Here is a 21,174-nt window from a genome sequence, read left to right as displayed (position 1 = left end):
TCGCGGGACGGGTGGCGGCTCTCGGCCGAACTCTTGAGGAGGCGTGGTGAACAGCCCTGTGGAAGACCGCCCGCGCGAGGCGTTCCTCGAAGGTGGAGCCGAGTCGGAGGCCGGTGCGCTGAGGCCGCTCGTGGTGCCGGACGGCCGGTGGATGCGCGTGGCCATGAGGCTGGCAGTGGTCGCGGCGGCGGTCGTGGTCGCCGGGGCGGGGACCGTGTGGGACGTCACGGCCTCCCACGCCGACGAAAGAGCGGCTGTGGCGACTGCTCGGACACGGGTTCCCGTACGGGCCGATGTGTTGGTGTTTCTCTGCACGGGACGGGAGAAGGACCACGAGCTCTGTCACCGGCGGACCGCCACCGAGGAGCAGAAGAAGGCTCTGGCCGCGTCCTTGCGCGAGGTGCCCGGAGTCGCCAAGGTGACCTTCGAGGACCGCAGAACCGCCTTTAAGCGCTTCCGCACGGCGTTCGCCGGCCAGTCGGACATCGTCTCCAAGGTGCGGGCGGCGGACGTACCGGAGTCGTACCAGGTAACGGTGCTCCCCGGTACGAAACTGGAGAAGGTGGTGGCAGCGGCGAAGAGGATGCCGGGCGTGGCTCTGGTTTCCGATCGGACCATGACCGACGGCTACAACCCGGCCCGCTTCAAGGGAGCGGACGACGTCACGGTGTTCCTCTGCGGGGCCTCGTCCCCGGAGCCCTCGTGCAAGAAATACGAGAGAAGCAAGACCTTGAAGCGCGGCAAGGGCATCACCGCCGATGACAGGAAGAAGCTCGGGCGTGAGATCAAGGCGATGCCCGAGGTCAAGAAGGTCGACTTCGAGGACCAAGCCGAGGCGTACGCCAGCTTCCGGAAGGAATTCGCCGACAACAAGGCTCTTCTGGCCGCCACGAGCGCGAGTGACATGCCTGAGTCGTTCCGGATCCAGCTCAAATCCGATACCGACTCCTCCAAGGTGGCCGCCACTCTGGAGAAGCGGCCGGGTGTCGCCCAGGCGATGGACATGAGGTGCTTCGCCGCCGGCACCAGACTCTTGACGGACCACGGGATGGAGCGAGAAGGCATCTGCGGCTGAACACCTCATCTCATCACCACGAGCGGGCCCGCGCACGTGGTGGGGCAGCGGAACGCCGCACCGCTCCGAGGCTTTTACGGCACAGCCAAGTTGCCCCACCCGCCGTCGTGGGTTGCTGTCTGTCACGGCCGGTGGTGAAGGCTCACGGGCTGCGCGCCGTGACGAGCGCATAGCCGGCCGTCTTCTTCGGTGTTCGATGCCCCTCGCGCCCACGTGAAGAGCACCCTCAGCGCCCCGTACGAGGGATCGCCCGGCGCGAACATGCCGGCACCCCGATCACCGTGCGCGGCAACCGGATCGGAGGCCCGAGCAGCAAACGAGCCCCCCATGCGTCTCTGTGATGTGGAAGTCGAACTGCTCTCCCAACGGGAGGCCCGGACCCGGGACCGCGTCGATGTCGCGGCGATCTTCGCCGAGCATCACGTGGGCCTCGTACGGCTGGCGCTGATCATGGTCGGTGACCAGGCGACCGCCGAAGACGTCGTCCAGGACGCCTTCGCCCGCACCCACGCGGGGCGATCCCGGCTGCGCGACCCCGACAAGGCGCTGGTCTACGTCAGATCGGCGGTGCTCAACGGGTGCCGGTCGGTGCTGCGCAGACGCGCCACGGTGTTCCGGCGTGCCGTGCCGTACGAACCGCCGGTCTGGTCGGCGGAGAGCGCCGCCCTGGTCGGCGAGGAGCGCCGCCAGGTGCTGGTGGCCCTGACCACGCTGCCGCCCAGGCAGCGCGAGGCGCTGACGTTGCGCTACTACCTCGACCTCACCGACCAGGAGATCGCCGAGACCATGGGGATCAGCGGCGGTACGGCGAGGTCCACGATCGCGCGAGGGCTGGCGGCTCTCGGCCGAGCTCTTGAGGAGGCATCATGAACAGCCCTGTGGAAGACCGCCTGCGTGAGGCACTCACCGAGGCGGGGGCCAAGGTCGACACCGGCGCGCTGCGGCCGCTGGTGGTGCCGGATCGGCGGCGGTTCCGGGTGGACGTGCGGCTGGCCGCCGCGGCGGCGGCGGTCGTGGTCGCGGGGGCGGCGACCGTCGCGGGCTTCACGCTCTCGGGTGCCGGGGAGGAGGCGAGCGTGGCGTCCGCCCGGGCGCAGACTCCTGACCAGGCCGACGTGTCGGTGTTCCTGTGCACGGGGCTGGAGTTGGACAAGAAGGTATGCCAGGGGCGGGCCGCCACCGAGCAGCAGACGAAGGCCCTGGCCGAGTCGCTGAGCCGGCTTCCCGGGGTCGCGAGTGTCTTCTTCGAGGACCGCAGGAGCGCCTATGAGCGCTTCCGCAAGGCGTTCGCCGACCGACCGGACATCGTCGCCAAGGTGAAGGCGGACGACGTGCCGGAGTCCTACCGGATCATGCTCGAATCGGGTTCGAAGCCGCAGCCGGTGTCCGCTGCGGCCGAGAAGCTGCCCGGCGTGGCGCTGGTCTCCGATCGGACCATGACGGACGCCGCCGCGGCCTTGCGCAACAAGCCGGTGGACATCTCGGTGTTCCTCTGCGTTGGCTCATCCAACCTGCCCTCCTGTAAGAGCTATGAGGCGAGCCGGAAGACCTCGAAGCACGGCAAGGGCATCACCGCCGAGGACACGAACAAGCTGGCGCGCGAGATCAGGGCGATGCCGGGGGTCCAGAAGGTCATCTTCGAGGATCAGCTGCAGGCATACGAGAAATTCAAGAAGGCGTACACCCAAAACAAGGCCCTTCTCGCCGCCACGGAGGTCTCGGACATGCCCATGTCGTTCCGCGTCCGCCTGACGACCGGGACCGATTCCGCCAAGGTGGCCGCCACCCTGCGGACACGGCCGGGTGTCGCACAGGTGGTCGACCAGAAATGCTCCCTCGCCCAGTTCATGCTCATGACGGACCACGGTATTTCGCGAACGCTCACGAACACCTGCGGCTGACACCCTCACCACGAGCGGGCCCGCGCACGTAGTGTGGCAACCGAAGGCCGTAAGACCCCCGAGGCCGTCAGGAGGCGAGCTGCAGCCCATGGGCATGATCATGGCCGTGAGCTTCACACGCTACGGGAGGCTCTACTACCTCGATCCGGGTGGGCACACGCCCAAGGTGGGCGACAAGGTGCTGGTGCCCACCGACGCGGGTCCCGAGGTGGCCGAGTGCGTGTGGGCGCCGCAGTACGTGAGCGAGGACATCGACGGATTGCCGGTGTGCGCGGGCATCGCGGGGGAGGAGCAGCTCACCCGCGACGAGACCAACAAACGCCGCCGGGCCGAGACGCGCAGCGTGGCCAAACGGCTGATCAAGCGGCACGCGCTGCCGATGAAGGTCGTGGGCGTCGACTACCTCGACGAGGACAACGTCTTCACGGTCTACTTCTCGGCCCCGCACCGGGTCGACTTCCGCGCGCTCGTCCGTGACCTGGCCCGCAACCTGCGGGCCAGGGTGGAGCTGCGGCAGATCGGCCCGCGCGACGAGGCGCGTCTGCAGGGCGGGATCGGCCCCTGCGGTCGCGACCTGTGCTGTGCCACGTTCCTCAAGGACTTCGAGCCGGTGTCGGTGCGCATGGCCAAGGACCAGGACCTCCCGGTCAACCCGTTGCGCATCGCGGGGGCGTGCGGCCGGCTCATGTGCTGCCTGAAGTACGAGCACCCGCTGTACATGGAGACCCGGCAGCGGATGCCCCGGGTCGGCAGCCGGGTCAGCACTCCGCAGGGCGAGGGAAGCGTGGTGGGGCACAACGTCCCGTCCGACACGGTGACGGTCCGCCTCGACGACGGGGGCCGCCGCTGCGCCTGTCCGTCGGCCTCGGTCTGCTCCCCCCGCCAGCAGCACGAGAAGATGTACAGCCCGGAGCCGGGCACGCCCGCTCAGGAACCGTGACCACGCCAGGGCCGTGCTCGGTACACACACGGACCTCAGGCAGGAGGGAAGGGCAGGCCCGGGCGCAGCGCGACGACGGTCATGTCGGGCGTAAGATCCCCACCCATGTGGTCCCGTGCCCTGGCCGTCCTCGCCGCGGTCGCGCTCCTGGCCACCGGCTGCACCCGGGAGGAGCGGCCGGGGCCGGGAAACGGTGGCCTGGCCTGGTCAGGCTGCGGTGACGGGTTCCAGTGCGCGAAGCTCGCGGTGCCGCTCGACCACGCTGACCCGGCCGGTGAGCGGATCCAGATCAGCGTCATCCGGCTGCCCGCCACCGGAGACCGTATCGGGTCGCTGGTGCTCAACCCGGGCGGACCCGGGGGATCCGGGGTGGACTACGCCAGGGCGGCGCAGTCCGTGGTGAGCGCCGACGTACGGGCGAGATTCGACATCGTCGGGTTCGACCCGCGCGGCGTGGGGGCGTCCGCGCCGATCGAGTGCCTGGACGACGACCGCCTCGACGCGTTCCTGGCGCTGGACGCCACCCCGGACGACGCGGCGGAGGAGGCGGCCCTGGAGCGCGGGTCGCGGGAGTTCGCCGAGGGTTGCCGGGCCGGGGCGGGCAAGCTGCTCCAGCATGTGGGCACGGTGGACGCGGCCCGCGACATGGAGGCGCTGCGCGAGGCGCTGGGCGACGAGAAGCTGACATACCTCGGCAAGTCCTACGGCACGTTCCTGGGGGCGGTGTACGCGGACCTGTTCCCGGGGCGGGTGCGGGCACTGGTCCTGGACGGAGCGGTGGATCCGGCCCTGTCGAGGTTCCGGTTCAACACCGACCAGGCGGCCGGGTTCGAGGTCGCGTTCCGGGCGTACGTGGACGACTGCCTCTCCCGCGGCGACTGCCCGTTCCGGAGCCGTGACGCCGACGGCGCCCTCGACGAGCTCACGGCGCTGCTCCGCCGTACGGACAGGCGGCCCCTGCCCGGAGGTGACCGTGAGGTCACCGAGACGCTGGCCCTGCTGGGCGCGCTGACGCCGCTCTACAACCGCGGTAGCTGGCCCACGCTGACCGAGACGCTCACCCAGGCGATGAAGGGCGACGGCACGATGCTGCTCCAGAACGCCGACCTGCTCCTCGGCAGGGGACCCGACGGTTACTCGAACCAGACCGAGGCCAACATGGCCGTCAACTGCATCGACGGCGCGTACCCGAAGGACGTCGCCTCCTACGCGAAGGCCGCCGCCGGCCTGGCCCGGACGGCGCCCCGCTTCGGCCCGTACATCGCCTGGAGCTCCCTGCCCTGCGCGTACTGGCCGGCCCGCCCCACCTTCCAGAACCACCCGCTCGTGGCCAAGGGCGCACCGCCGATCCTGGTCGTCGGCACCGAACGCGACCCGGCCACCCCTTACGCCTGGGCCCGGTCCCTGGCCGGCGAGCTGCAGTCGGGGGTCCTGCTCACGTACGAAGGGGACGGGCACACGGCCTACTTCAGCGGGGACACGTGCGTGGACACGGTCGTGGACCGCTACCTGATCACCGGCGCGCCTCCGAAGGACGGCACCACGTGCCCGTAGCGGGCGGGGGAACGGCGGAAGATCGCGGGCTGGGCGGGAGCGAATACCCCTCGGGCTCCTGTAGACTTCTTCACGCTGCACGGCACGCCGCCTTAGCTCAGTCGGCCAGAGCACTTCACTCGTAATGAAGGGGTCTGGGGTTCGAATCCCCAAGGCGGCTCCCAGGTCAAAGGCCCTCCCGGTTCGTCCGAGAGGGCCTTTTGTGTGGGCGTACAGCAGCGAAGTACAGCTACGGGTTCTCACCGTCGAGGCTGGCGTTGAGCTGGTCGAGGGCCTTGCGGGTCTCTGCGCCGGCGATCTGGGTGTAGACGGCTGCCCGGTCTCTTGGGGCGGACGGTCCGTGCGTCAGGCCCAGTAGTCGCGCTCGGGCAGTCGCATCCACATGTCGGGTGAGCCAAGGATTGGCCGGGCGTCGGCCAGGCGCAAGTCCGCGCCGGGACAGCAGTAGGCCACGGCGCGGAAGTGGTAGAGGTAGGTGGCGAGGATCTCCTTGGCGGGGTCGTCCGGGGAGACACGGCCTCCGCCGGGATGCGTATCCCAGGCTTCGAGGGCGCCGTCCCGGGCGACGCGTCCCTGGTTGCCGCTCTTGGGGTTGGCGAACATGGCGTCCCGGGTTGGCCCGGGGACTTCCCCACGGCGCAGGCCCAGGACGAGCATGAGGACGTAGGCCGCGTACAGAGGCTTTTCCACGGCCCGCAGATCCTCGAAGAAGGCCCGAGCGTCATCGACGCTCCTCGCCATGTCTGGCAGCCATTTTGGGCCAAGTCGGCCTGCGAAGGCAGATCGCCTACCTGTCAGGTAATCGCCCTGCCTACCAAGAGCGTGTCAGGATCGTGAGCGCACCGAACTCGACCCCACCGGGAGGACACCATGCCGGCCTACGTCATCGCACACCTGCAGGAGGCAGCCCCGCACCCGGAGATCGCCGAGTACATCGAACGGCTCCCCAGCACGTTCGAGCCGTACGGCGGTCGCTACCTCGTCCACGCCACCCAACACGAGGTGAAGGAGGGCAACTGGCCCGGACATGTCGTGATGCTCGGCTTCCCAGGGATCGCCGAGGCACGGGCATGGTGGGACTCTCCCGCGTACCGGGAGATCGCGCCGCTGCGCTCGCGGCACATCGAGACCGACCTCATCCTGGTCGACGGCGTGCCCGAGAACTACGTCCCGACGGCGGCCGTCACTGCGATACGGGAGGCGGCGGCCCTGTCCGCGTAGGTCAGCGTCTGGGATGACAATGGCTATCTCTACGTCAGTGGCTGAGGTAGAGATCGTCGCGCCGAGACTGGGACTGCCATCGACTTCAGCCGTTGGGATCCTGTCCGGCTTGTGTGGTCGTGGTCCGATGGGATCTCACGGGGACAATGTCTGGCATGGATCTACGACCGGAACTGCTTCCCCCGCCGGTGCCCCGGGAGCTCGTGGAGCAACTCGGCGTCGAGATCGACCGGATCGCGCAACTCATGGAGGAAGGCAGGATGCCGGAGGCGCGCCAGGCAGTGGCGGCGTTCAATGAGCGGACCGGCCACAGCTACGAGCCTCGCGATTTCGCCGCTTACTGGGAGTCGGAACGTCTGGAGGACATTGCCAGGAACGCCGCCCGACCACCTCCGGCGAAGGTCGCAGACATCACCCGGGTAGAACTGGCAGAAGTCGTGCGCAGGATCGTGGAGACCGACCCTGAGAGCGACTACTACCTGACGCTGCTCGAAGCCAACGTGCCGCATCGGGAGATCAGCGACCTGATCTTCTGGCCTCCGGAAGAGCTGCGAGACGCCACCCCGGAGCAGATCGTCGAAGCTGCTCTCCGTCACCGGCACATCCCCCTGTGAGGTGATGAGCGCGGCGCGGACACGGTGAGAGAGCCCGGCGTCCCGCAGACCGACCGTCGAGCGACAGCCGCCGGCTGGACCGATGTGGTCAGAGGGTCCCGGCGTACCTCCGGGCCGGCGATCTGCGTGTAGACGTTCATGGTCACCGAGATCTGCGAGTGCCGCAGAATGCGCATATGCCTGAGTCTGAGGTCGGTGGCGGGCTGAGGGGCTGATCACCTCGCACACCAGTGATCCAGGCCGGCCCGGGAGGCCGGGCTATGAAGCTCCAGCATCGATGATGTCAGGTTTTCACACAGCACAGGCTCCATGTGACGATGACGGCATGGGGAAGTTCATGCTGAAGAGGGCTGGCTTACGCCGGGCCGCATACTTTGGAGCGGCATTCGGGCCGCCCCGCGCCGTCGTGAAACACCGTGTCGTCATTGCCCTTCCAGGAGTCGCCGACGCGGGTCTCGTCGGCTTCCTGCGCCTTCTGATGCTCGCGGAGTACGGGCGCCGGTGTAGGCGGCCAGGTGGAAGAAGGCGTGGAGGCGGTGTGAACGGGCTGGCGCGAGGAACGTACGGAGCTGGGCAGCCGTCCAGATCGTTCCGGGTGTGTCGATGTTCGCCCGTGGGCGCTCGGCCTTCTCCACGGGCGAGCTGCTGATGTATTCGTGGACGGGTACGACGTCGCGGAAGGCGCGACGGAGAATCGCACGGGTGTGGGTGACCGTTGAGACCGGCGTGAGCGCCTCGAACGGGCGGCCTTCCTTGCCGCGCGGGACTGAGCAGAGGTCCGCCATGTGCCACTGCACCGGGTCACGGGTCATCTCACGCTTCACGGACCGGTTGGGGTATGACCTGATCATGCGCCAGCCACTTGTCCACATCCTGTGCACCGAGTTCGAGGAGTTGCAGCGGCCGGGCGAGCGGGCAACCACGCTCGCCCGGCAACGCTCTTCGTCATGACCGGGGGAGGGGTCGGGTCTCCACTGCGCCGGTGACCGCGAGGTGGCGGCGGCGGCTCGGCATCATCATGGTCGGGTGGTAGATGCTCCAGGCCGCGCTGGCGCAGATCATCTCCTTGATGCGGGCGGCGGTCCGGCCCGTGAAGACAGTGGACGTGATCTGGTCGTCGGGGGTCACGCGCTGGATGATTCCATCGCGGCGTCCGAGGCTGATGCACTGCACGGAGTAGCCGATCGTGGTCTCGGGAACCTTGCGACCGGTCAGGCGCGCGGCGATGACGTCGGCTGCCAGCCACGCCATCGGGTTCGCCGAGGCGCAGGACATCCGCAGCGGCTTGCCACCTGCTCCTTCGGCGAGCGCGGCGTCGCCGACGGCGTACACATCGGGGTGCGAGACCGACCGCATGCCGGCGTCGACGACGATCCGGCCTGTGTCGGACACCTCAAGGGTGGTGGCGGCCGCGATCGGGTGCACGCTGAAACCCGCGGTCCACACGGTCACCTGGGCCCGGATCTTTCGGTCCGCACCGGTGACAACGCCGTCCGCTTCGACGCGCGTGATGTCGGCATGGTCGTGGACCGTGATGCCGAGGCGGTCCAAGGCGCCGCGCAAGTGGTGCTGGGCCTTGTCGCTGAGCCAGCCGCCGACGCGGCCGCGGGCGGCGATCGCGACCTCAAGGTCCGGGTGGGCTTCGGCGATCTCGGTGGCTGCCTCGATGCCGGTCAGGCCGCCGCCCACGATCAGCACGGTCTCACCGGGCTTCGCCTCGCTCAGGCGCGCCCGCAGTCGGAGAGCGGCCTGCTTGCCGGCCACGTTGTGGGCGTGCTCCGCGACACCAGGGACGCCGTGTTCGGCGGCGGCGCTGCCCAGGGCGTACACGAGGGTGTCATAGGCGAGGGTCTCACCGCCGAGGTCGACGGTCTTGCCTTCCACATCGACGGCGGTGACCCGCGCGATCCGGAGCTGTACGCCGGTGCCCGCGCAGAGGTCGCGCAGGGGGCGAGGCCGCAGATCCTGCCCGCTCGCGAGCTGGTGCATGCGCACCCGTTCGACGAACTCGGAGTCGCCGTTGACCAGGGTGATCTCGACGTCGTCGCGGTGCAGCCGCTTGGCGAGGCGGCCGGCGGCGTTGGCTCCGGCGTACCCGGCCCCCAGGACGACGATGCGGTGCTTCATGGCTTGCTCCTATCTGGTTGCTTGCACCTCCTGAACCGGACAGACGCGCGATCCCTGACAGGTAATGAGTGTGATCTGGGTCACCAACGCGCCACCTGCGCGCGATGGGATCCAGCGGCCGCCCACTGGCGCGCGATGCGCTGAAGCTTGTCGGGATTGACCTGGATGTGGACCGAGGCGAGGCCGTCGGGGGTCGCATCGAGGCAGAGCACCCCGATGACCTGCTCGTCGACCTCGACCAGCACGGCAGGACCGCCGTTGACGACGACGGCGTAGAAGGCGGGACTGCCACTGACCAGGGCGCGCTTGGCATCGCTCGGCTGGAACAGAGCACGCAGGTACTTCGCGATGTCCATCGCCCCGAGGACCGGGGTCCTGCGGGCATGAACCTTGCCGCCGCCGTCGGCCATGCTGACCGCGTCGTCGGTGAGCAGCCGGATCAGTGGCTTGGTGTCGCCGCTGAGGGCCGCGGCGAGAAACTCCTCGACGATCCTCCGGGCGGTGCCCGCATCGATCTCCGTGCGGGATCGTTCGACCGCCAGATGCTGCCTGGCGCGCCGGTAGATCTGCTGGCAGTTCGACTCGGTGATGTCCAGAATCTCGCTGATCTCGCGGTGCCCGTACCCGAACGCCTCGCGCAGCACATACACCACGCGCTCATTGGGGGACAGTCGCTCCATCAGGGTGAGCATCGCCATGGAGACCGACTCACGCTGCTCGAAAGTGTCGGCGGGGCCGAGCATCCGATCGCCGTCCAGCACCGGCTCAGGGAGCCACTGCCCCACGTAGGTCTCCCGCCTGGCCCGCGCCGAGGTGAGCTGGTTGAGGCAGAGATTGGTGAGCACCTTCGTCAGCCACGCTTCGGGCGTCTCGATCCGTTCCCGGTCCGCCGCATGCCAGCGCAGGTACGTGTCCTGCACCGCGTCCTCCGCATCACCGGCCGATCCCAGCAGCCGGTAGGCGATCGCCTCCAAACGGCCCCTTGAGCTCTCGAACAGATCGGCCTCGTGCATGCGGAGCGACATTGCCCCATGATCGGGCATAAGCGCAGGCCGCGTCCACATTTGTCCACCTTTGTTCGGTGCCGGCGGGCGGTCCCGGTGTCGGACAGGCGGCGGGCGGCGTCCAGCACGATCCGGGCGTGATCCCGGAGGAGTACCGCGGCGGAGCCGTCTCCTGTCACGAGTCGTCTTGGCCAAGGGCAGGGTCGGGCCCCGAGTAGGCGCCGGGGTGACGCGGGGCCGCGGTATTTTCCGCGGGTCACTCAACCATTCGGCGGGCTGCCGTGTCCTTGGAGGCTGGAGGTACGAGTGGACGACCCGACGTTTGAGAGTTTCGCGGCGCAGCGGCTGCCGGCGCTCTACCGCTACGCCATGGTCCTGACCCAGAACAGGCACGACGCCGAGGACCTGGTGCAGGAGGCGCTCACCCGTACCGGTCTCCGGTGGCACGCGATCAGGCGCAAGGACGACCCGGAAGGGTACGTCCGCACGGCCATGGTCCGCATCATGGCCAATCGCTGGCGGCGGCCGAAGCGCGAGGTGAGCATGGCGGCTCCGCCCGAGGCCATGGCGGAGGACCTGGAGCTGCAGCGCCTCCTTGACGACGACGGCCTGCGCTCCAGGGTCGCCGCGTTACCTCCGCGCATGCGAGCCGTGCTGGTGCTGCGTTACGTCGAGGCCCGTGGTGACGAGGAGATCGCCCGGTTGCTCGGCTGCAGCCGCGGGACCGTCAAGAGCCAGGCGTCGCGGGGGCTCGCCAGGCTGCGTGAGGCCGTCAAGACCGAGGAGGTAGAGCATGGATGACCTGGAGCGCCGCCTCGCCGCGCTGCTCAGCGAGCCGTCCGCGGACGATCCGCCGCCCGGCCTGGCCGATCGGATCCATCGGGCCGTGGCCACGCGCCGCAGGAACAGGCGGGCGCTGGTGCTGGCCGCCGCGGCCGGGGCGACGGCCGTGCTGGTCGCCGTGCCCCTGGCCGTACGCGGCGGGAACGGTGACGCCACGGCGACGGCGAAGCTGAGCCCGTCCCCCGCATCGACCCCGGCGTCGATCAGTGGCCGGACCGCCTCCTCCGAGCCGCCGGTGACCATGACGCCGACTCCGGACCAGGTGAACCTCACCGCCCCTGCCGGCGTCCTCCTCGAAAGGGCCCTGCATGAGCTCATGAACGTGACCAGCGTCGTGGACGTCGGGGGCCGTACTGAGCGGGGCGAGCGGTTCGTGCCCGCGGCGCTGGGCAGCGACGGGACGGTCCTCGGCTCGACGCCCGACGGGCAGGTGGCGGAGGTGGGCGCGAGCGGCGGCACGCCCAGGGAGCTCGGCTTCGCGGCGCGGTCGGGGCTGGGGACGGCCACGGGCTTCCGTACCTGGACGGAGCTGAAGGGCTCGGCGGCCGATCAGCGGTGCCGCACGGCGGACGGGACCACGCGCACGATCAGCCCGCAGGGCACGGACCCCCGCGCGCAGGTCTGGGTGGACGGCGGCGTGATCGTCGGCAGCGACGTCATGCGGCAGCCCTGGGTGGCCAAGGGCTGCGCGGGGGTGGGCACGGTCGTCAGGGACGGGAACCCGCCCAGCGGAGAGGCTGTGGCGTTCTCCTACCCCTACCTGTTCACCGCCGAGGCGGCGAACGACAAGGTGCTGCGCATTGTCGACGTCGAGACGGGGAGGGTGGCGGCCGAGCATCCGCTGCCGGAGGGCGTCCGCGCGCAGAGCATGGCCGAGCCGGACCAGGAGTGGTACGCGGCGGCGTCCGGGAAGTGGTTCGCCTGGGTGGCCGGCGACACGCTGCGGTGGGTGCCGCGTGACTCCTGGGGGCCGGTGTCAGAGCTGCCCGGAGTTCCGACGCCGGAGAAGGGTGTCTCACCGTGGATGACGGCGGGCAACCGGCTCGTCACGTACAACACCGGGGCCTACTCGTTCCTGCTCGACCCGGTCACCGGCCGGCGCTCCAAGAGCCCGGACGTCATGCTGGCGGCGGGCGACTGGCTGCTGTGGAGGAACGGCGACGGCTACCGCCTGGCCAACCTCCGTTGAGGTCTCCCACGGGCGTCCTGCTGCTGCTCGTCGCGACCCCGTCGGCCGTGAACCTGGCCGGCGGGGGCCCTACCTGGATCTGGACGCCGTCGCTCCCCGCGCCCCTGCTGCGCCTGGTCGCGGAGGCGGGGCTGCTGGACGCCTGGCTGGTCGCCGACCTGCTCGCCGCCGTGGGGATACTCGGCGGGCTCGCGGTGGCGGCCACGGCCGCGCGGGACCTGGTCGTGGCCGCGACGCTGCTCGCCCTGGTGGCCGCCGTCAGCCTCGCCGCCGCGGCGGCCGGGGCCTGGCTCCCCCTGGTGTACGCCCTCGCCTACACGGCCGGGCTCATGCTGGTGCTGCGGGCCGGCAACCACCGGCGAGGCGGGTAGCAGTCCGGGAACGCGAGAAACCGGGATCAACGCGACGACCCCCGGCCGCCGAAGCGGGCCGGGGGTCGTCGTGATCCGGTCGAAGGACCGGGATCAGCCGGTGAAGCCGACGATCGAGTAGTCCAGCGACTGGTAGCCCTTGGCGCCCCAGTTCGCCAGGGTCTTCTTGGTCGCCTGGATGTCGGGGCGCTGGTACAGCGGGATCGTGTGCACCATGTCCCAGATCAGCTTGTCGGCGGCGTTGGCCTTCTCGATGGCCTTGGCCGGGTCCATCTCGCTCACCGCGGCGTCGATGGCGGCGTCGAGGGCCGGGTCACTGCCCTTCGGGAAGTTGCTCTCGGAGCCGGTCTTGTAGATCTGCGGCAGCGAGCCGAGCGGCAGCGGCGTGCCGATCCACGAGAACGGAACCAGGTCGAAGTCGCCCTTGATGATGTAGTCGGTGAAGAACTTGTCATCGGGGACCGGGCGGATCGTCAGCTTGATCCCGGCCTCCTTGAGCATGGCCTGGGTGAGCTCGCCCTCCGTCTTGGCGTACGGCAGGCCCGCGGGGACGGTGAAGCTCAGCGCGAACTCCTTGCCGTCCTTCTTGCGGTACTCGCCCTCCTGCTTCCAGCCGGCCGCGTCGAGCAGCTGCTTGGCCTTGTCCACGTTGTACTTGCCGAGGTCGCCGGAGTTGTCGACGTAACCCTTGTGGTTGTTCATGAAGACGTGGTTGCCGAGCGTCTGCAGCGGCCAGTCCATGTCCTTGAGGTCGGACTGGGTGATCACGTCACGGTTGATCGCGTACTCGACGGCCTGGCGGACCGACTTGTCCTTCAGGAACGGGCTCTGGTTGTTGACCGTGATGTGCCGCCAGTTCGGGCTGAGCGCCTTGCGGATGTCCACGTTCGGGACTTCCTTGGCCCGCTTGAGGTCGGCGGGGCTGCCCGGCGGGATCTCCACGCCGTCGAGCTCGCCGTTGGCGAAGGCGTTCACCTGCGCGGCGGGCGTCTCGATGGTACGGAAGATGATCTTGTCGAGCTTGGCCTTCTTGCCCCACCACTTGTCGTCACGGACGAGGGTGAGGGTCTTGGTGCCCTCGTCGATCTTCTCCACCTTGAAGGGCCCGGCGGTGACCGGGATCTTCTGCAGGTAGTTCTTCTCCTCGGCCTCCGGCGTCTCGTTAGCCGAGGCGGGGTAGAGGTTCGGCGAGCGGGAGAGCAGGCCCTGCCAGTCCGGGTACTCCTTGGCGAAGGTCATGACGGCGACCTTGTCCGAGGAGCCCTTGGTGACCGACTCGATCCGGTCCCAGCCGTCGGTGGAGGTCGGCTTGTACTTCTTGTTCTTGCCGTTGTTGGCCTTCCACATGGCCTCGACGTCCTTCCACCCCATCGGGGTGCCGTCGGACCACGTGGCCTTGTCGTTGAAGGTCCAGGTGACGACCTGCTTGCCGGAGGACGTGTCCATCTTCGCGTCGGTCAGGTAGTCCGGGTTCGGCTTGAAGTTCGCCTCGGAGTCGGACACCATCAGCTGCGGCATGATCGGGTCGAGCATGTCCGCGGTGTCGGCCTGGTTGCCGTCGACGTGGTTGCCGTTCCACTGGGTCGGCCACTGCCCGACCGCGAGGGTCAGGGTGCCGCCGTCCTTGACCTGCTCGTAGGGGACCGGGTTGATGCTGATGGCCGGAGTTTCGGACATCTGCTTCTGAGCTTGCTGCGACTGCTCGGCGTTCGGCTTCTTGGCGTCGCCGCCGCTGCCGCCGCCGCAGGCCGCGACGGCCATGGCGAGGAGCGCAAGTCCCGCTGCCGCCCGGTATCCAACCTTCACTGTTCCTCCTGGTGTTCCGAGGCCGTGATGACCTCGATCTCCTCCGCGAAATGGCAGGCGGCGCCGTGATCCTTGGCGCTCGCGAGCCGGGCAACCGAGGGCTCCTCGTCCACACACCGCCGCTGCTCCGCCTCGCTCAGGCGGGCGAACTTCGGGCAGCGGGTGCGGAACCGGCATCCCGACGGGGGATCGGCCGGGCTGGGCAGGTCGCCTTCGAGCAGGATCCGCTTGCGGCTGCGCTCCAACTCGGGGTCGGGCAGCGGGATCGCCGAGAGCAGCGCCTGCGTGTAGGGGTGGGCGGGCCGGTCGTAGACGTTCTCGACGGCGCCGATCTCGGCGATCCGTCCCAGGTACATGACCGCGACCCGGTCGGCGAGGTGCCGCACCACGGCCAGGTCGTGCGCCACGAACAGGTACGACAGCCCGAGCCGGTTCTTCAGCTCCTCCAGCAGGTTGATGACGCCGGCCTGGATGGAGACGTCGAGCGCGGAGACCGGCTCGTCCAGCACGATGAGCTTGGGCTCCAGCGCGAGGGCGCGGGCGATGCCGATGCGCTGCCGCTGACCGCCGGAGAACTGCTGCGGGTAGCGCTGGGCGTGGTCGGGCGCCAGCCCGACGAGCTCCAGCAGCTCCGCGACGCGCTGGGACACGTTCTTGCGCCCGTGGGCGCGCAGCGGCTCGGCGATGATGTCGCCGACCGGCATGCGCGGGTCGAGCGCGGCCATCGGGTCCTGGAAGACGATCTGGAGGTCGCCGCGGAGCGCCTTGCGCGCGGACTTGTCCAGCGTCGAGCTGTCCTTGCCCAGGACGACGACCCGGCCGCGCTGCGGGGCCGCCAGCTGCATGATCTGCTGCAGGGTGGTCGTCTTGCCGCAGCCCGACTCGCCGACCAGGGCCAGCGTCTCGCCCTCGGCGATGTCGAAGCTGATGCCGTCCACGGCGTGGACGGTGCCGACACGGCGCTTGAACACCGCGCCCTTCATCAGCGGGTAGTGCCGGATGAGGTCGTCGAGCTCCAGCACGGTCGCCCGCTGCTCGCGCGGCACCCGCGCCACGTCGCTCGGCGGGATGACCGGCACGGGGAAGACGTCGGCGCCGGTCATGCCCTTGTGCTCGATCTCGCGCGAGCGGATGCAGGCCACGTGCCGCCCGCCGCCGATCGCGGTGAGCGGCGGCTCCTCGTCGTCGCACGCGTCGATGTGCATGGGGCAGCGCGGCGCGAACGGGCAGCCGGGCGGCAGCGCCGCCGGCGAGGGCGGGTTGCCCTCGATCGGGACGAGCGTGTCCTGCTCGCCGTCGACACGGGGGATCGACGCGAGCAGGCCCATCGTGTACGGCATGCGCGGCCGGTAGTAGATGTCGTCCACGACGCCCTGCTCGACGGGCCGGCCCGCGTACATGACGAGCACCCGGTCGGCCATGCCCGCGATGACGCCCAGGTCGTGGGTGATCATCACGATGCCGGCGCCCGTCTCGGCCTGGGCGGTCTTGAGCACCTCCAGGACCTGCGCCTGGATCGTGACGTCGAGGGCCGTGGTGGGCTCGTCGCAGATGAGCAGGTCGGGGTCGTTGGCGATGGCCATGGCGATCATCGCGCGCTGCCGCATGCCGCCGGAGAACTCGTGCGGGAACGCCTTGGCCCGCACGGCCGGATGCGGGATGCCGACCAGGTCGAGCAGCTCGACGGCGCGCTTGGCGGCCTTGTCCTTGCCCAGCTTCTGGTGGACCCGGACGGCCTCGGCGATCTGGTCGCCGATCGTGTAGACGGGGGTGAACGCCGAGAGCGGGTCCTGGAAGATCATGCTGATGGCCTTGCCGCGGACCCGGGTCAGCTCGCCCTCGCCCATGCCGAGCAGCTCCTGGCCGTGCAGCTTGACCGAGCCGCTGACGACGGCGTTCTGCGGCAGCAGGCCCATGACGGCCAGCGAGGTCACGGACTTGCCGGAGCCGGACTCGCCGACGATGCCGAGCACCTCGCCGCGGGCGACGTCGTAGCTGACGCCGCGGACGGCCTGGATCTCGCCGGGGAAGGTGACGGTGAGGTCGCGGACCTCCAAGATGCTCATGAGTTGCTCCCGGGATCGAGCGCGTCGCGCAGTCCGTCGCCGATCAGGTTGATGCTGAGCACCAGGAGCACCAGCAGGCCGGCGGGGAAGGCGAACAGCCAGGGGTAGCCGGTGGCGTTGCGGGCGCCCTCGGCGATGAGGGTGCCGAGCGACACGTCGGGCGGCTGGATGCCGAAGCCGAAGAACGACAGGGCGGCCTCACCGATGACGGCGCCGCTGACGTTGAGCGTGGCGTCGATGATCAGCAGGGACGACAGGTTGGGCACGATGTGCCGCAGGATGATCTTCCAGCGGGGGATGCCCATGTAGAGCGCGGCCTGGACGTACTCCCGCTCGCGCAGGGAGAGCGTCATGCTGCGCACGACCCTGGAGGTGATCATCCAGGCGAACGCCGCCAGCAGCACCACGAACCAGAGCCACGAGGCGCCCCGGAGCCGGGGGGAGATGATGGCGATGATGAGGAAGCTGGGCAGGACGAGGAGCAGGTCCACGCCCCACATCAGCACCTTGTCCAGCCAGCCACCGAAATATCCGGCGAAGGCGCCGACCAGCGCGGCCAGGCCCGTGGCGAACAGCGCCACCAGCAGGCCGATGACGATCGACTTCTGCATGCCGCGCAGCGTCACCGCGTACATGTCCTGGCCGATCGAGGTGGTGCCCCACCAGTGGTCGGACGAGGGCCCGGACATGAAGGCCAGGAAGTCCTTGTCCGTCCAGTCGTAGGCGCCGACGTAGGGGCCGAGGTAGGCCAGCGCGATGAGCAGGATCAGGGCGATGCCGCCATAGCGGGCCTGCCGATTGCGCAGGAGCCGCCGGAGTACGACCTTGGAACGCACCTAGCTCACCCGCACCCGAGGATCGAGGGCCGCCACCAGCAGGTCCGACAGGAACGCGGCGAACAGCACGCAGACCGCGGTGAACAGGCTCACCGCGGCGACGGAGTTGACGTCGTTCTGGTTGATCGCGTCGATCAGCCAGGCGCCCATGCCGTGCCAGGAGAAGATCTTCTCGGTGAAGATCGCCCCGGTGAGCATGGTGCCGAACGCGAACGCGAAGTACGTGGCCGACGGGATCAGCGCGGTCCGCAGCGCGTGCTTGAACAGCGCCGTCCTGCGCCTCAGCCCCTTGGCCATGGCCGTGCGGACGAAGTCCTGGTTCAGCACGTCGAGCATCATGTTGCGCTGGATGCGGCTGTAGAAGGCGACCGAGCCGAGCGTGAGCGAGATGGTCGGCAGGATCAGGTGGTTCAGCCGGTTGAGGAACAGGTCCAGGCCCGCCAGCCGCGGGTTGTACTCGCCGGTGTACTCGATCAGCGTGAAGCCGAGCCCGCGGTTCAGGCTGTACGTGGCGATCGCCAGCAGCGTGGCCAGCAGGAACACCGGGATCGCCATGACCACGAACGAGCTGACGCCGATGGCCCGGTCGCTGAATCTGTACTGCCGCACGGCGGAGTAGGCCCCCACCCCGACCCCCAGCGCGAACCCGAGCAGCGTGCCGATGAGCAGCAGCCGCAGGCTCACCATGATCCGGCGGCCCATCTCCTCGTTGACCGAGCCGCCGTTCCAGGTCTTGCCGAAGTCGCCGGTCACGACGCCTCCGGCCCAGGTCAGGTACCGCTCGAAGACCGGGGTCTTGTCGTTGAGGTTGTAGGCGTCGAGGGTCGCGTCGACGACCTCCTCGGCGACCGGCGGCTGGCGGCCCTCGTACGCGCCACGAGGGTTCATGGTCGTGGCAGCGAGCATGTACGCCAGACTGGCCGCCAGGGCAATCAAGATCAGATTGGTTGCCAGCCGGCGGAGCAGGAACTTGCCCATTTCCCTCCGTACGCCGTGCACGGGGGTCGAAGTCCGAGCCGGAGGGCCCCCGCAACGAAAAGCTGTCGTGCGCCACTGGGACCACTAGATGTGGGGACGACACGCAAGCCGCAGAATATCCACGCAAACCTCGCACTTAGCAAAACGTCGGCATAACAGTCAGGTCACTACACAAAGTCGCGACATGATCTCTCTGCGCCGGGAGGCGCCGTGAGCTGCGGCGAAGGGCCGTTTGGTGGTTCTTTCCTGGGCCCGCGAGGGAGGGGAGTGTCACAAAATCCGGACAAACCTGACGGCGACGCAGAGTAAGCGGAACGTTAACGAACGCCTACCTTGCCAGGCTGTGAGGACGCTCGGTCAGGCCAGATGGCGATCGCGGGCGTCGAGGAGCGTCGCCATGTGCTCCTGTGCCCAGGAGCACATCGCCGCCATCGGCTCCAGCACGGTACGGCCGAACGGGGTCAGCTCGTACTCGACGCGGGGCGGGATCTCGGCGTACGCGGTGCGCGTGACGAGCCCGTCGCGCTCCATCGCCCGCAGTGTCGCGGTCAGCACCTTGGGCGTGATGCCGCGCAGCGGCACCTGCAGCTCGGAGAAGCGGCGGGGGCCGTCCTCCAGGCATCGGATGATCTTACCGGTCCACTTGTCGCCGATCTGGATCAGCGGCGTGACGTTCGCGCACTGGGCGAACATGTCCGGATCGAGGGCGTCGGTCACTTTGCCGAGCGTACGTAACTATCGTTGCGGGAACCAAGGGGGCGGCCGTTAACGTCCGCACAGTGCCGATGACCCCATCGGCCTGTGCGAACGGAGAGTGCCATGAGCGAGATCGTCGTGTTCGGCGCGGGTGGCCGCGCGGGGCGGGCCACGGTGGCCGAGGCGGCCGGTCGGGGCCATCGGGTCACCGCGGTGGTCCGCGACCCGGCCCGCCACCCCGACCTCGGCGGTGACGGTGTGACGGTGGTCGCCGGCGACGTCACCCGTGCGGAGGATGTCGCGCGGCTGGCGGCGGGCCACGACGCGGCCGTGAACGCCGCGATACGCCTCGACGTGCCGTCGGTGGAGTTCCTCCCGGCCGCGACAGCCGCGCTGATCGACGGCCTGACCCGGGCCGGAGTGAAGCGGGTGGTGCTGGTCGGCATCGGCACCACGCTGGAGAGCGCCCCCGGCGTGCTGGTCCATGACGTGCCCGGCTTCCCGGCGGAGCACCGGGCGTTCTCGCTCGGCCACCTCGCCGCGGTGGAGGCGCTGCGCGATGCGGACGCCGCCCTCGACTGGGTGGTGCTCGCCCCGCCGCCCACCATGCTGGACCCCGACGCCCCGCGCACCGGGCAGTACCGGATCGGCGGCTCGGCGGTGCTCCCCGACGCGGGTGAGCGGCTGTTCGCGTACGCCGATCTGGCGGTGGCGCTGGTCGACGAGGTCGAGAACCCCCGGCACCACCGCGCGCTGACGGCCGTCGGTTACTGAAGGGCCCGTGCGAAGGCCCGGACGTCATCGACCAGGAGGTCCGGCGCCTGCAGGGAGGCGAAGTGACCGCCCCGGTCGTACTCGGTCCACCTGACGATCGCGTACTGCCGCTCGGCGAGCGTGCGGATGGTGCTGTCGCCGGGGAAGAGCGCGACGGCGGTCGGCGCCTCCGGGCGCGGGCCGCCGCCGAAGGCCGCGCCGGCCTCCTTGTAGAGGCGCATCGAGGACCCGGCGGTGCGGGTCAGCCAGAACGTGGTGACGTTCGTCAGGATCGCGTCGCGGTCGACCGGGGTCTGCACGGCGCGGGCGGGGTCGTAGTCGACGAACCATTCGAGGTTCCAGGCGAGCAGGCCGAGAGGCGAGTCGGTGAGGGCGTAGGCGAGGGTCTGCGGCCGGGTCGACTGGATGGTGGCGTACCCGGACCGCTCGCGCCACTTCTCGGCGGTGACCCGGGCCTTGGCCAGCTCCTCCTGGGTGAGTCCGGACGTTCCAGGGGCGGGCGTGGAGGCGGTCACCATGGCGTTGAGGTGGACGCCCATGACGTGCTCGGGCGCGACCCTGGCCACCTCGGGGGAGATCAGCGACCCGAAGTCGCCGCCCTGCACGATGTAGCGGTCATGGCCGAGCCGGCGCATCAGCTCGGCCCAGGCGCGGGCGATCCGGGTGACGTCCCAGCCGCGCTCGCGGGTGGGGCCGGAGAAGCCGAAGCCGGGCAGGGAGGGCAGCACCAGGTGGAAGGCGGGCGCGCCGCCCTCGCCGGGCTCGGTCAGCGGGCGGACGATGTCCAGGAAGTCGGCGACGGTGCTCGGCCAGCCGTGGGTGACGAGCAGCGGCACGGCGTCCGGGTCGGGGGAGCGTACATGGGCGAAGTGGACGTTCTGCCCGTCGATCTCGGTGGTGTACTGCGGCAGCTCGTTCAGCCGCCGCTCCTGCCTCCGCCAGTCGTACCCGTCACGCCAGTACCCGGCCAGCTCCCGCAGGTGGCCGGGGGCGACGCCGTAGTCCCAGCCGGCGTCCGGGAGCTCGTCGGGCCAGCGGGCCGCGTCGAGCCGGCGCGCGAGCTCGTCGAGGGCGGACTGGGGGACGTCGATGCGGAACGGCGTCAGGTCGTGGTTCATGGCGCCGAGGTTAGGAGGGAACGCGGCTGATTCTCTTCCGCATTGCGCGTGCCTCGGACGG

General features: G+C 69.6%; 20 protein-coding genes and 1 tRNA gene. 12 read left to right on the top strand and 9 right to left on the bottom strand.

What is annotated here, in order from left to right:
* The first annotated feature begins 46 nt into the window (after positions 1-46).
* The 6 genes from ACIBG4_RS09910 (at position 47) to ACIBG4_RS09885 (ending at position 5,630) form a co-directional block, all read left to right on the top strand.
* Positions 47-1,075, top strand: a complete 1,029-nt coding sequence (locus ACIBG4_RS09910; protein ID WP_397201489.1) for a permease-like cell division protein FtsX — start codon at positions 47-49, stop codon at positions 1,073-1,075.
* 327 nt (positions 1,076-1,402) lie between these two features.
* Positions 1,403-1,945, top strand: a complete 543-nt coding sequence (locus tag ACIBG4_RS09905; protein ID WP_397201488.1) for a SigE family RNA polymerase sigma factor — start codon at positions 1,403-1,405, stop codon at positions 1,943-1,945.
* Positions 1,942-2,976: a permease-like cell division protein FtsX gene (locus tag ACIBG4_RS09900; RefSeq protein WP_397201487.1), complete on the top strand. Its 1,035-nt coding sequence runs from the start codon at positions 1,942-1,944 to the stop codon at positions 2,974-2,976. Before ACIBG4_RS09905 ends, ACIBG4_RS09900 begins: the two co-directional genes overlap by 4 nt.
* Before the next feature lie 100 nt (positions 2,977-3,076).
* Positions 3,077-3,916, top strand: a complete 840-nt coding sequence (locus ACIBG4_RS09895; RefSeq protein ID WP_397201718.1) for a stage 0 sporulation family protein — start codon at positions 3,077-3,079, stop codon at positions 3,914-3,916.
* A 105-nt stretch (positions 3,917-4,021) separates the two neighbouring features.
* Positions 4,022-5,470: an alpha/beta hydrolase gene (locus tag ACIBG4_RS09890; protein ID WP_397201486.1), complete on the top strand. Its 1,449-nt coding sequence runs from the start codon at positions 4,022-4,024 to the stop codon at positions 5,468-5,470.
* Positions 5,471-5,556: 86 nt separating this feature from the next.
* A tRNA-Thr gene (locus tag ACIBG4_RS09885) sits at positions 5,557-5,630 on the top strand.
* A 185-nt stretch (positions 5,631-5,815) separates the two neighbouring features.
* On the opposite strand, the gene ACIBG4_RS09880 is transcribed toward ACIBG4_RS09885, so the two are convergent.
* Positions 5,816-6,160 (bottom strand): hypothetical protein, encoded by a 345-nt coding sequence (locus ACIBG4_RS09880; RefSeq protein ID WP_397201485.1) that lies wholly within the window; start codon positions 6,158-6,160, stop codon positions 5,816-5,818.
* Positions 6,161-6,340: 180 nt separating this feature from the next.
* Between ACIBG4_RS09880 and ACIBG4_RS09875 the strand changes: the two genes are divergently transcribed.
* Both ACIBG4_RS09875 and ACIBG4_RS09870 read left to right on the top strand, forming a co-directional pair.
* The gene (locus ACIBG4_RS09875; RefSeq protein WP_397201484.1) at positions 6,341-6,691 is read left to right on the top strand and encodes a DUF1330 domain-containing protein; all 351 of its coding nucleotides are present in this window, start codon (positions 6,341-6,343) and stop codon (positions 6,689-6,691) included.
* Positions 6,692-6,846: 155 nt separating this feature from the next.
* Positions 6,847-7,305 carry a hypothetical protein gene (locus ACIBG4_RS09870; RefSeq protein WP_397201483.1) on the top strand — a complete coding sequence of 153 codons (459 nt, stop codon included), beginning with the start codon at positions 6,847-6,849 and terminating at the stop codon, positions 7,303-7,305.
* A gap of 945 nt (positions 7,306-8,250) precedes the next feature.
* On the opposite strand, the gene ACIBG4_RS09865 is transcribed toward ACIBG4_RS09870, so the two are convergent.
* Both ACIBG4_RS09865 and ACIBG4_RS09860 read right to left on the bottom strand, forming a co-directional pair.
* Positions 8,251-9,432 carry an NAD(P)/FAD-dependent oxidoreductase gene (locus ACIBG4_RS09865; RefSeq protein ID WP_397201481.1) on the bottom strand — a complete coding sequence of 394 codons (1,182 nt, stop codon included), beginning with the start codon at positions 9,430-9,432 and terminating at the stop codon, positions 8,251-8,253.
* An 80-nt stretch (positions 9,433-9,512) separates the two neighbouring features.
* The gene (locus ACIBG4_RS09860; RefSeq protein ID WP_397201480.1) at positions 9,513-10,445 is read right to left on the bottom strand and encodes an RNA polymerase sigma-70 factor; all 933 of its coding nucleotides are present in this window, start codon (positions 10,443-10,445) and stop codon (positions 9,513-9,515) included.
* Positions 10,446-10,742: 297 nt separating this feature from the next.
* On the opposite strand from ACIBG4_RS09860, the gene ACIBG4_RS09855 reads away from it, so the two are divergent.
* From ACIBG4_RS09855 to ACIBG4_RS09845, 3 genes are read left to right on the top strand one after another with little or no spacing between them, the layout of a single operon-like run.
* The gene (locus ACIBG4_RS09855; RefSeq protein WP_310707995.1) at positions 10,743-11,237 is read left to right on the top strand and encodes a SigE family RNA polymerase sigma factor; all 495 of its coding nucleotides are present in this window, start codon (positions 10,743-10,745) and stop codon (positions 11,235-11,237) included.
* A complete protein-coding gene (locus ACIBG4_RS09850; protein ID WP_397201479.1) occupies positions 11,230-12,468 on the top strand; it encodes a hypothetical protein in 1,239 nt (412 codons plus the stop codon). The genes ACIBG4_RS09855 and ACIBG4_RS09850 overlap by 8 nt, the downstream gene beginning before the upstream one ends.
* Positions 12,465-12,839: a hypothetical protein gene (locus ACIBG4_RS09845; protein WP_397201478.1), complete on the top strand. Its 375-nt coding sequence runs from the start codon at positions 12,465-12,467 to the stop codon at positions 12,837-12,839. Before ACIBG4_RS09850 ends, ACIBG4_RS09845 begins: the two co-directional genes overlap by 4 nt.
* Before the next feature lie 93 nt (positions 12,840-12,932).
* Here ACIBG4_RS09845 and ACIBG4_RS09840 read toward each other — a convergent pair whose 3' ends face one another.
* The 5 genes from ACIBG4_RS09840 to ACIBG4_RS09820 form a co-directional block, all read right to left on the bottom strand.
* On the bottom strand, positions 12,933-14,645 hold the full coding sequence (locus tag ACIBG4_RS09840; RefSeq protein ID WP_397201477.1) for an ABC transporter family substrate-binding protein: 1,713 nt from the start codon (positions 14,643-14,645) through the stop codon (positions 12,933-12,935).
* Positions 14,642-16,711 carry an ABC transporter ATP-binding protein gene (locus ACIBG4_RS09835; protein ID WP_355445768.1) on the bottom strand — a complete coding sequence of 690 codons (2,070 nt, stop codon included), beginning with the start codon at positions 16,709-16,711 and terminating at the stop codon, positions 14,642-14,644. Before ACIBG4_RS09835 ends, ACIBG4_RS09840 begins: the two co-directional genes overlap by 4 nt.
* Positions 16,708-17,547, bottom strand: a complete 840-nt coding sequence (locus tag ACIBG4_RS09830; RefSeq protein ID WP_355445765.1) for an ABC transporter permease — start codon at positions 17,545-17,547, stop codon at positions 16,708-16,710. The genes ACIBG4_RS09835 and ACIBG4_RS09830 overlap by 4 nt, the downstream gene beginning before the upstream one ends.
* The gene (locus tag ACIBG4_RS09825) at positions 17,548-18,525 is read right to left on the bottom strand and encodes an ABC transporter permease (protein WP_397201476.1); all 978 of its coding nucleotides are present in this window, start codon (positions 18,523-18,525) and stop codon (positions 17,548-17,550) included.
* A gap of 357 nt (positions 18,526-18,882) precedes the next feature.
* Complete coding sequence (locus ACIBG4_RS09820) at positions 18,883-19,242, bottom strand: winged helix-turn-helix transcriptional regulator (protein WP_397201475.1); 360 nt, start codon at positions 19,240-19,242, stop codon at positions 18,883-18,885.
* A gap of 102 nt (positions 19,243-19,344) precedes the next feature.
* Between ACIBG4_RS09820 and ACIBG4_RS09815 the strand changes: the two genes are divergently transcribed.
* Positions 19,345-19,995 (top strand): NAD(P)-dependent oxidoreductase, encoded by a 651-nt coding sequence (locus tag ACIBG4_RS09815; RefSeq protein ID WP_397201474.1) that lies wholly within the window; start codon positions 19,345-19,347, stop codon positions 19,993-19,995.
* Here the strand turns inward: ACIBG4_RS09815 and ACIBG4_RS09810 are convergent.
* On the bottom strand, positions 19,989-21,113 hold the full coding sequence (locus ACIBG4_RS09810; protein WP_397201473.1) for an epoxide hydrolase family protein: 1,125 nt from the start codon (positions 21,111-21,113) through the stop codon (positions 19,989-19,991). The genes ACIBG4_RS09815 and ACIBG4_RS09810 overlap by 7 nt on opposite strands.
* Positions 21,114-21,174: the final 61 nt, after the last annotated feature.

Origin of the sequence: Nonomuraea sp. NPDC050383 (assembly GCF_044459125.1) — a bacterium.
Classification (GTDB): domain Bacteria; phylum Actinomycetota; class Actinomycetes; order Streptosporangiales; family Streptosporangiaceae; genus Nonomuraea.
Note: the sequence above shows the minus strand (reverse complement) of the source record. Positions and strands in the feature narration are given on the sequence as shown.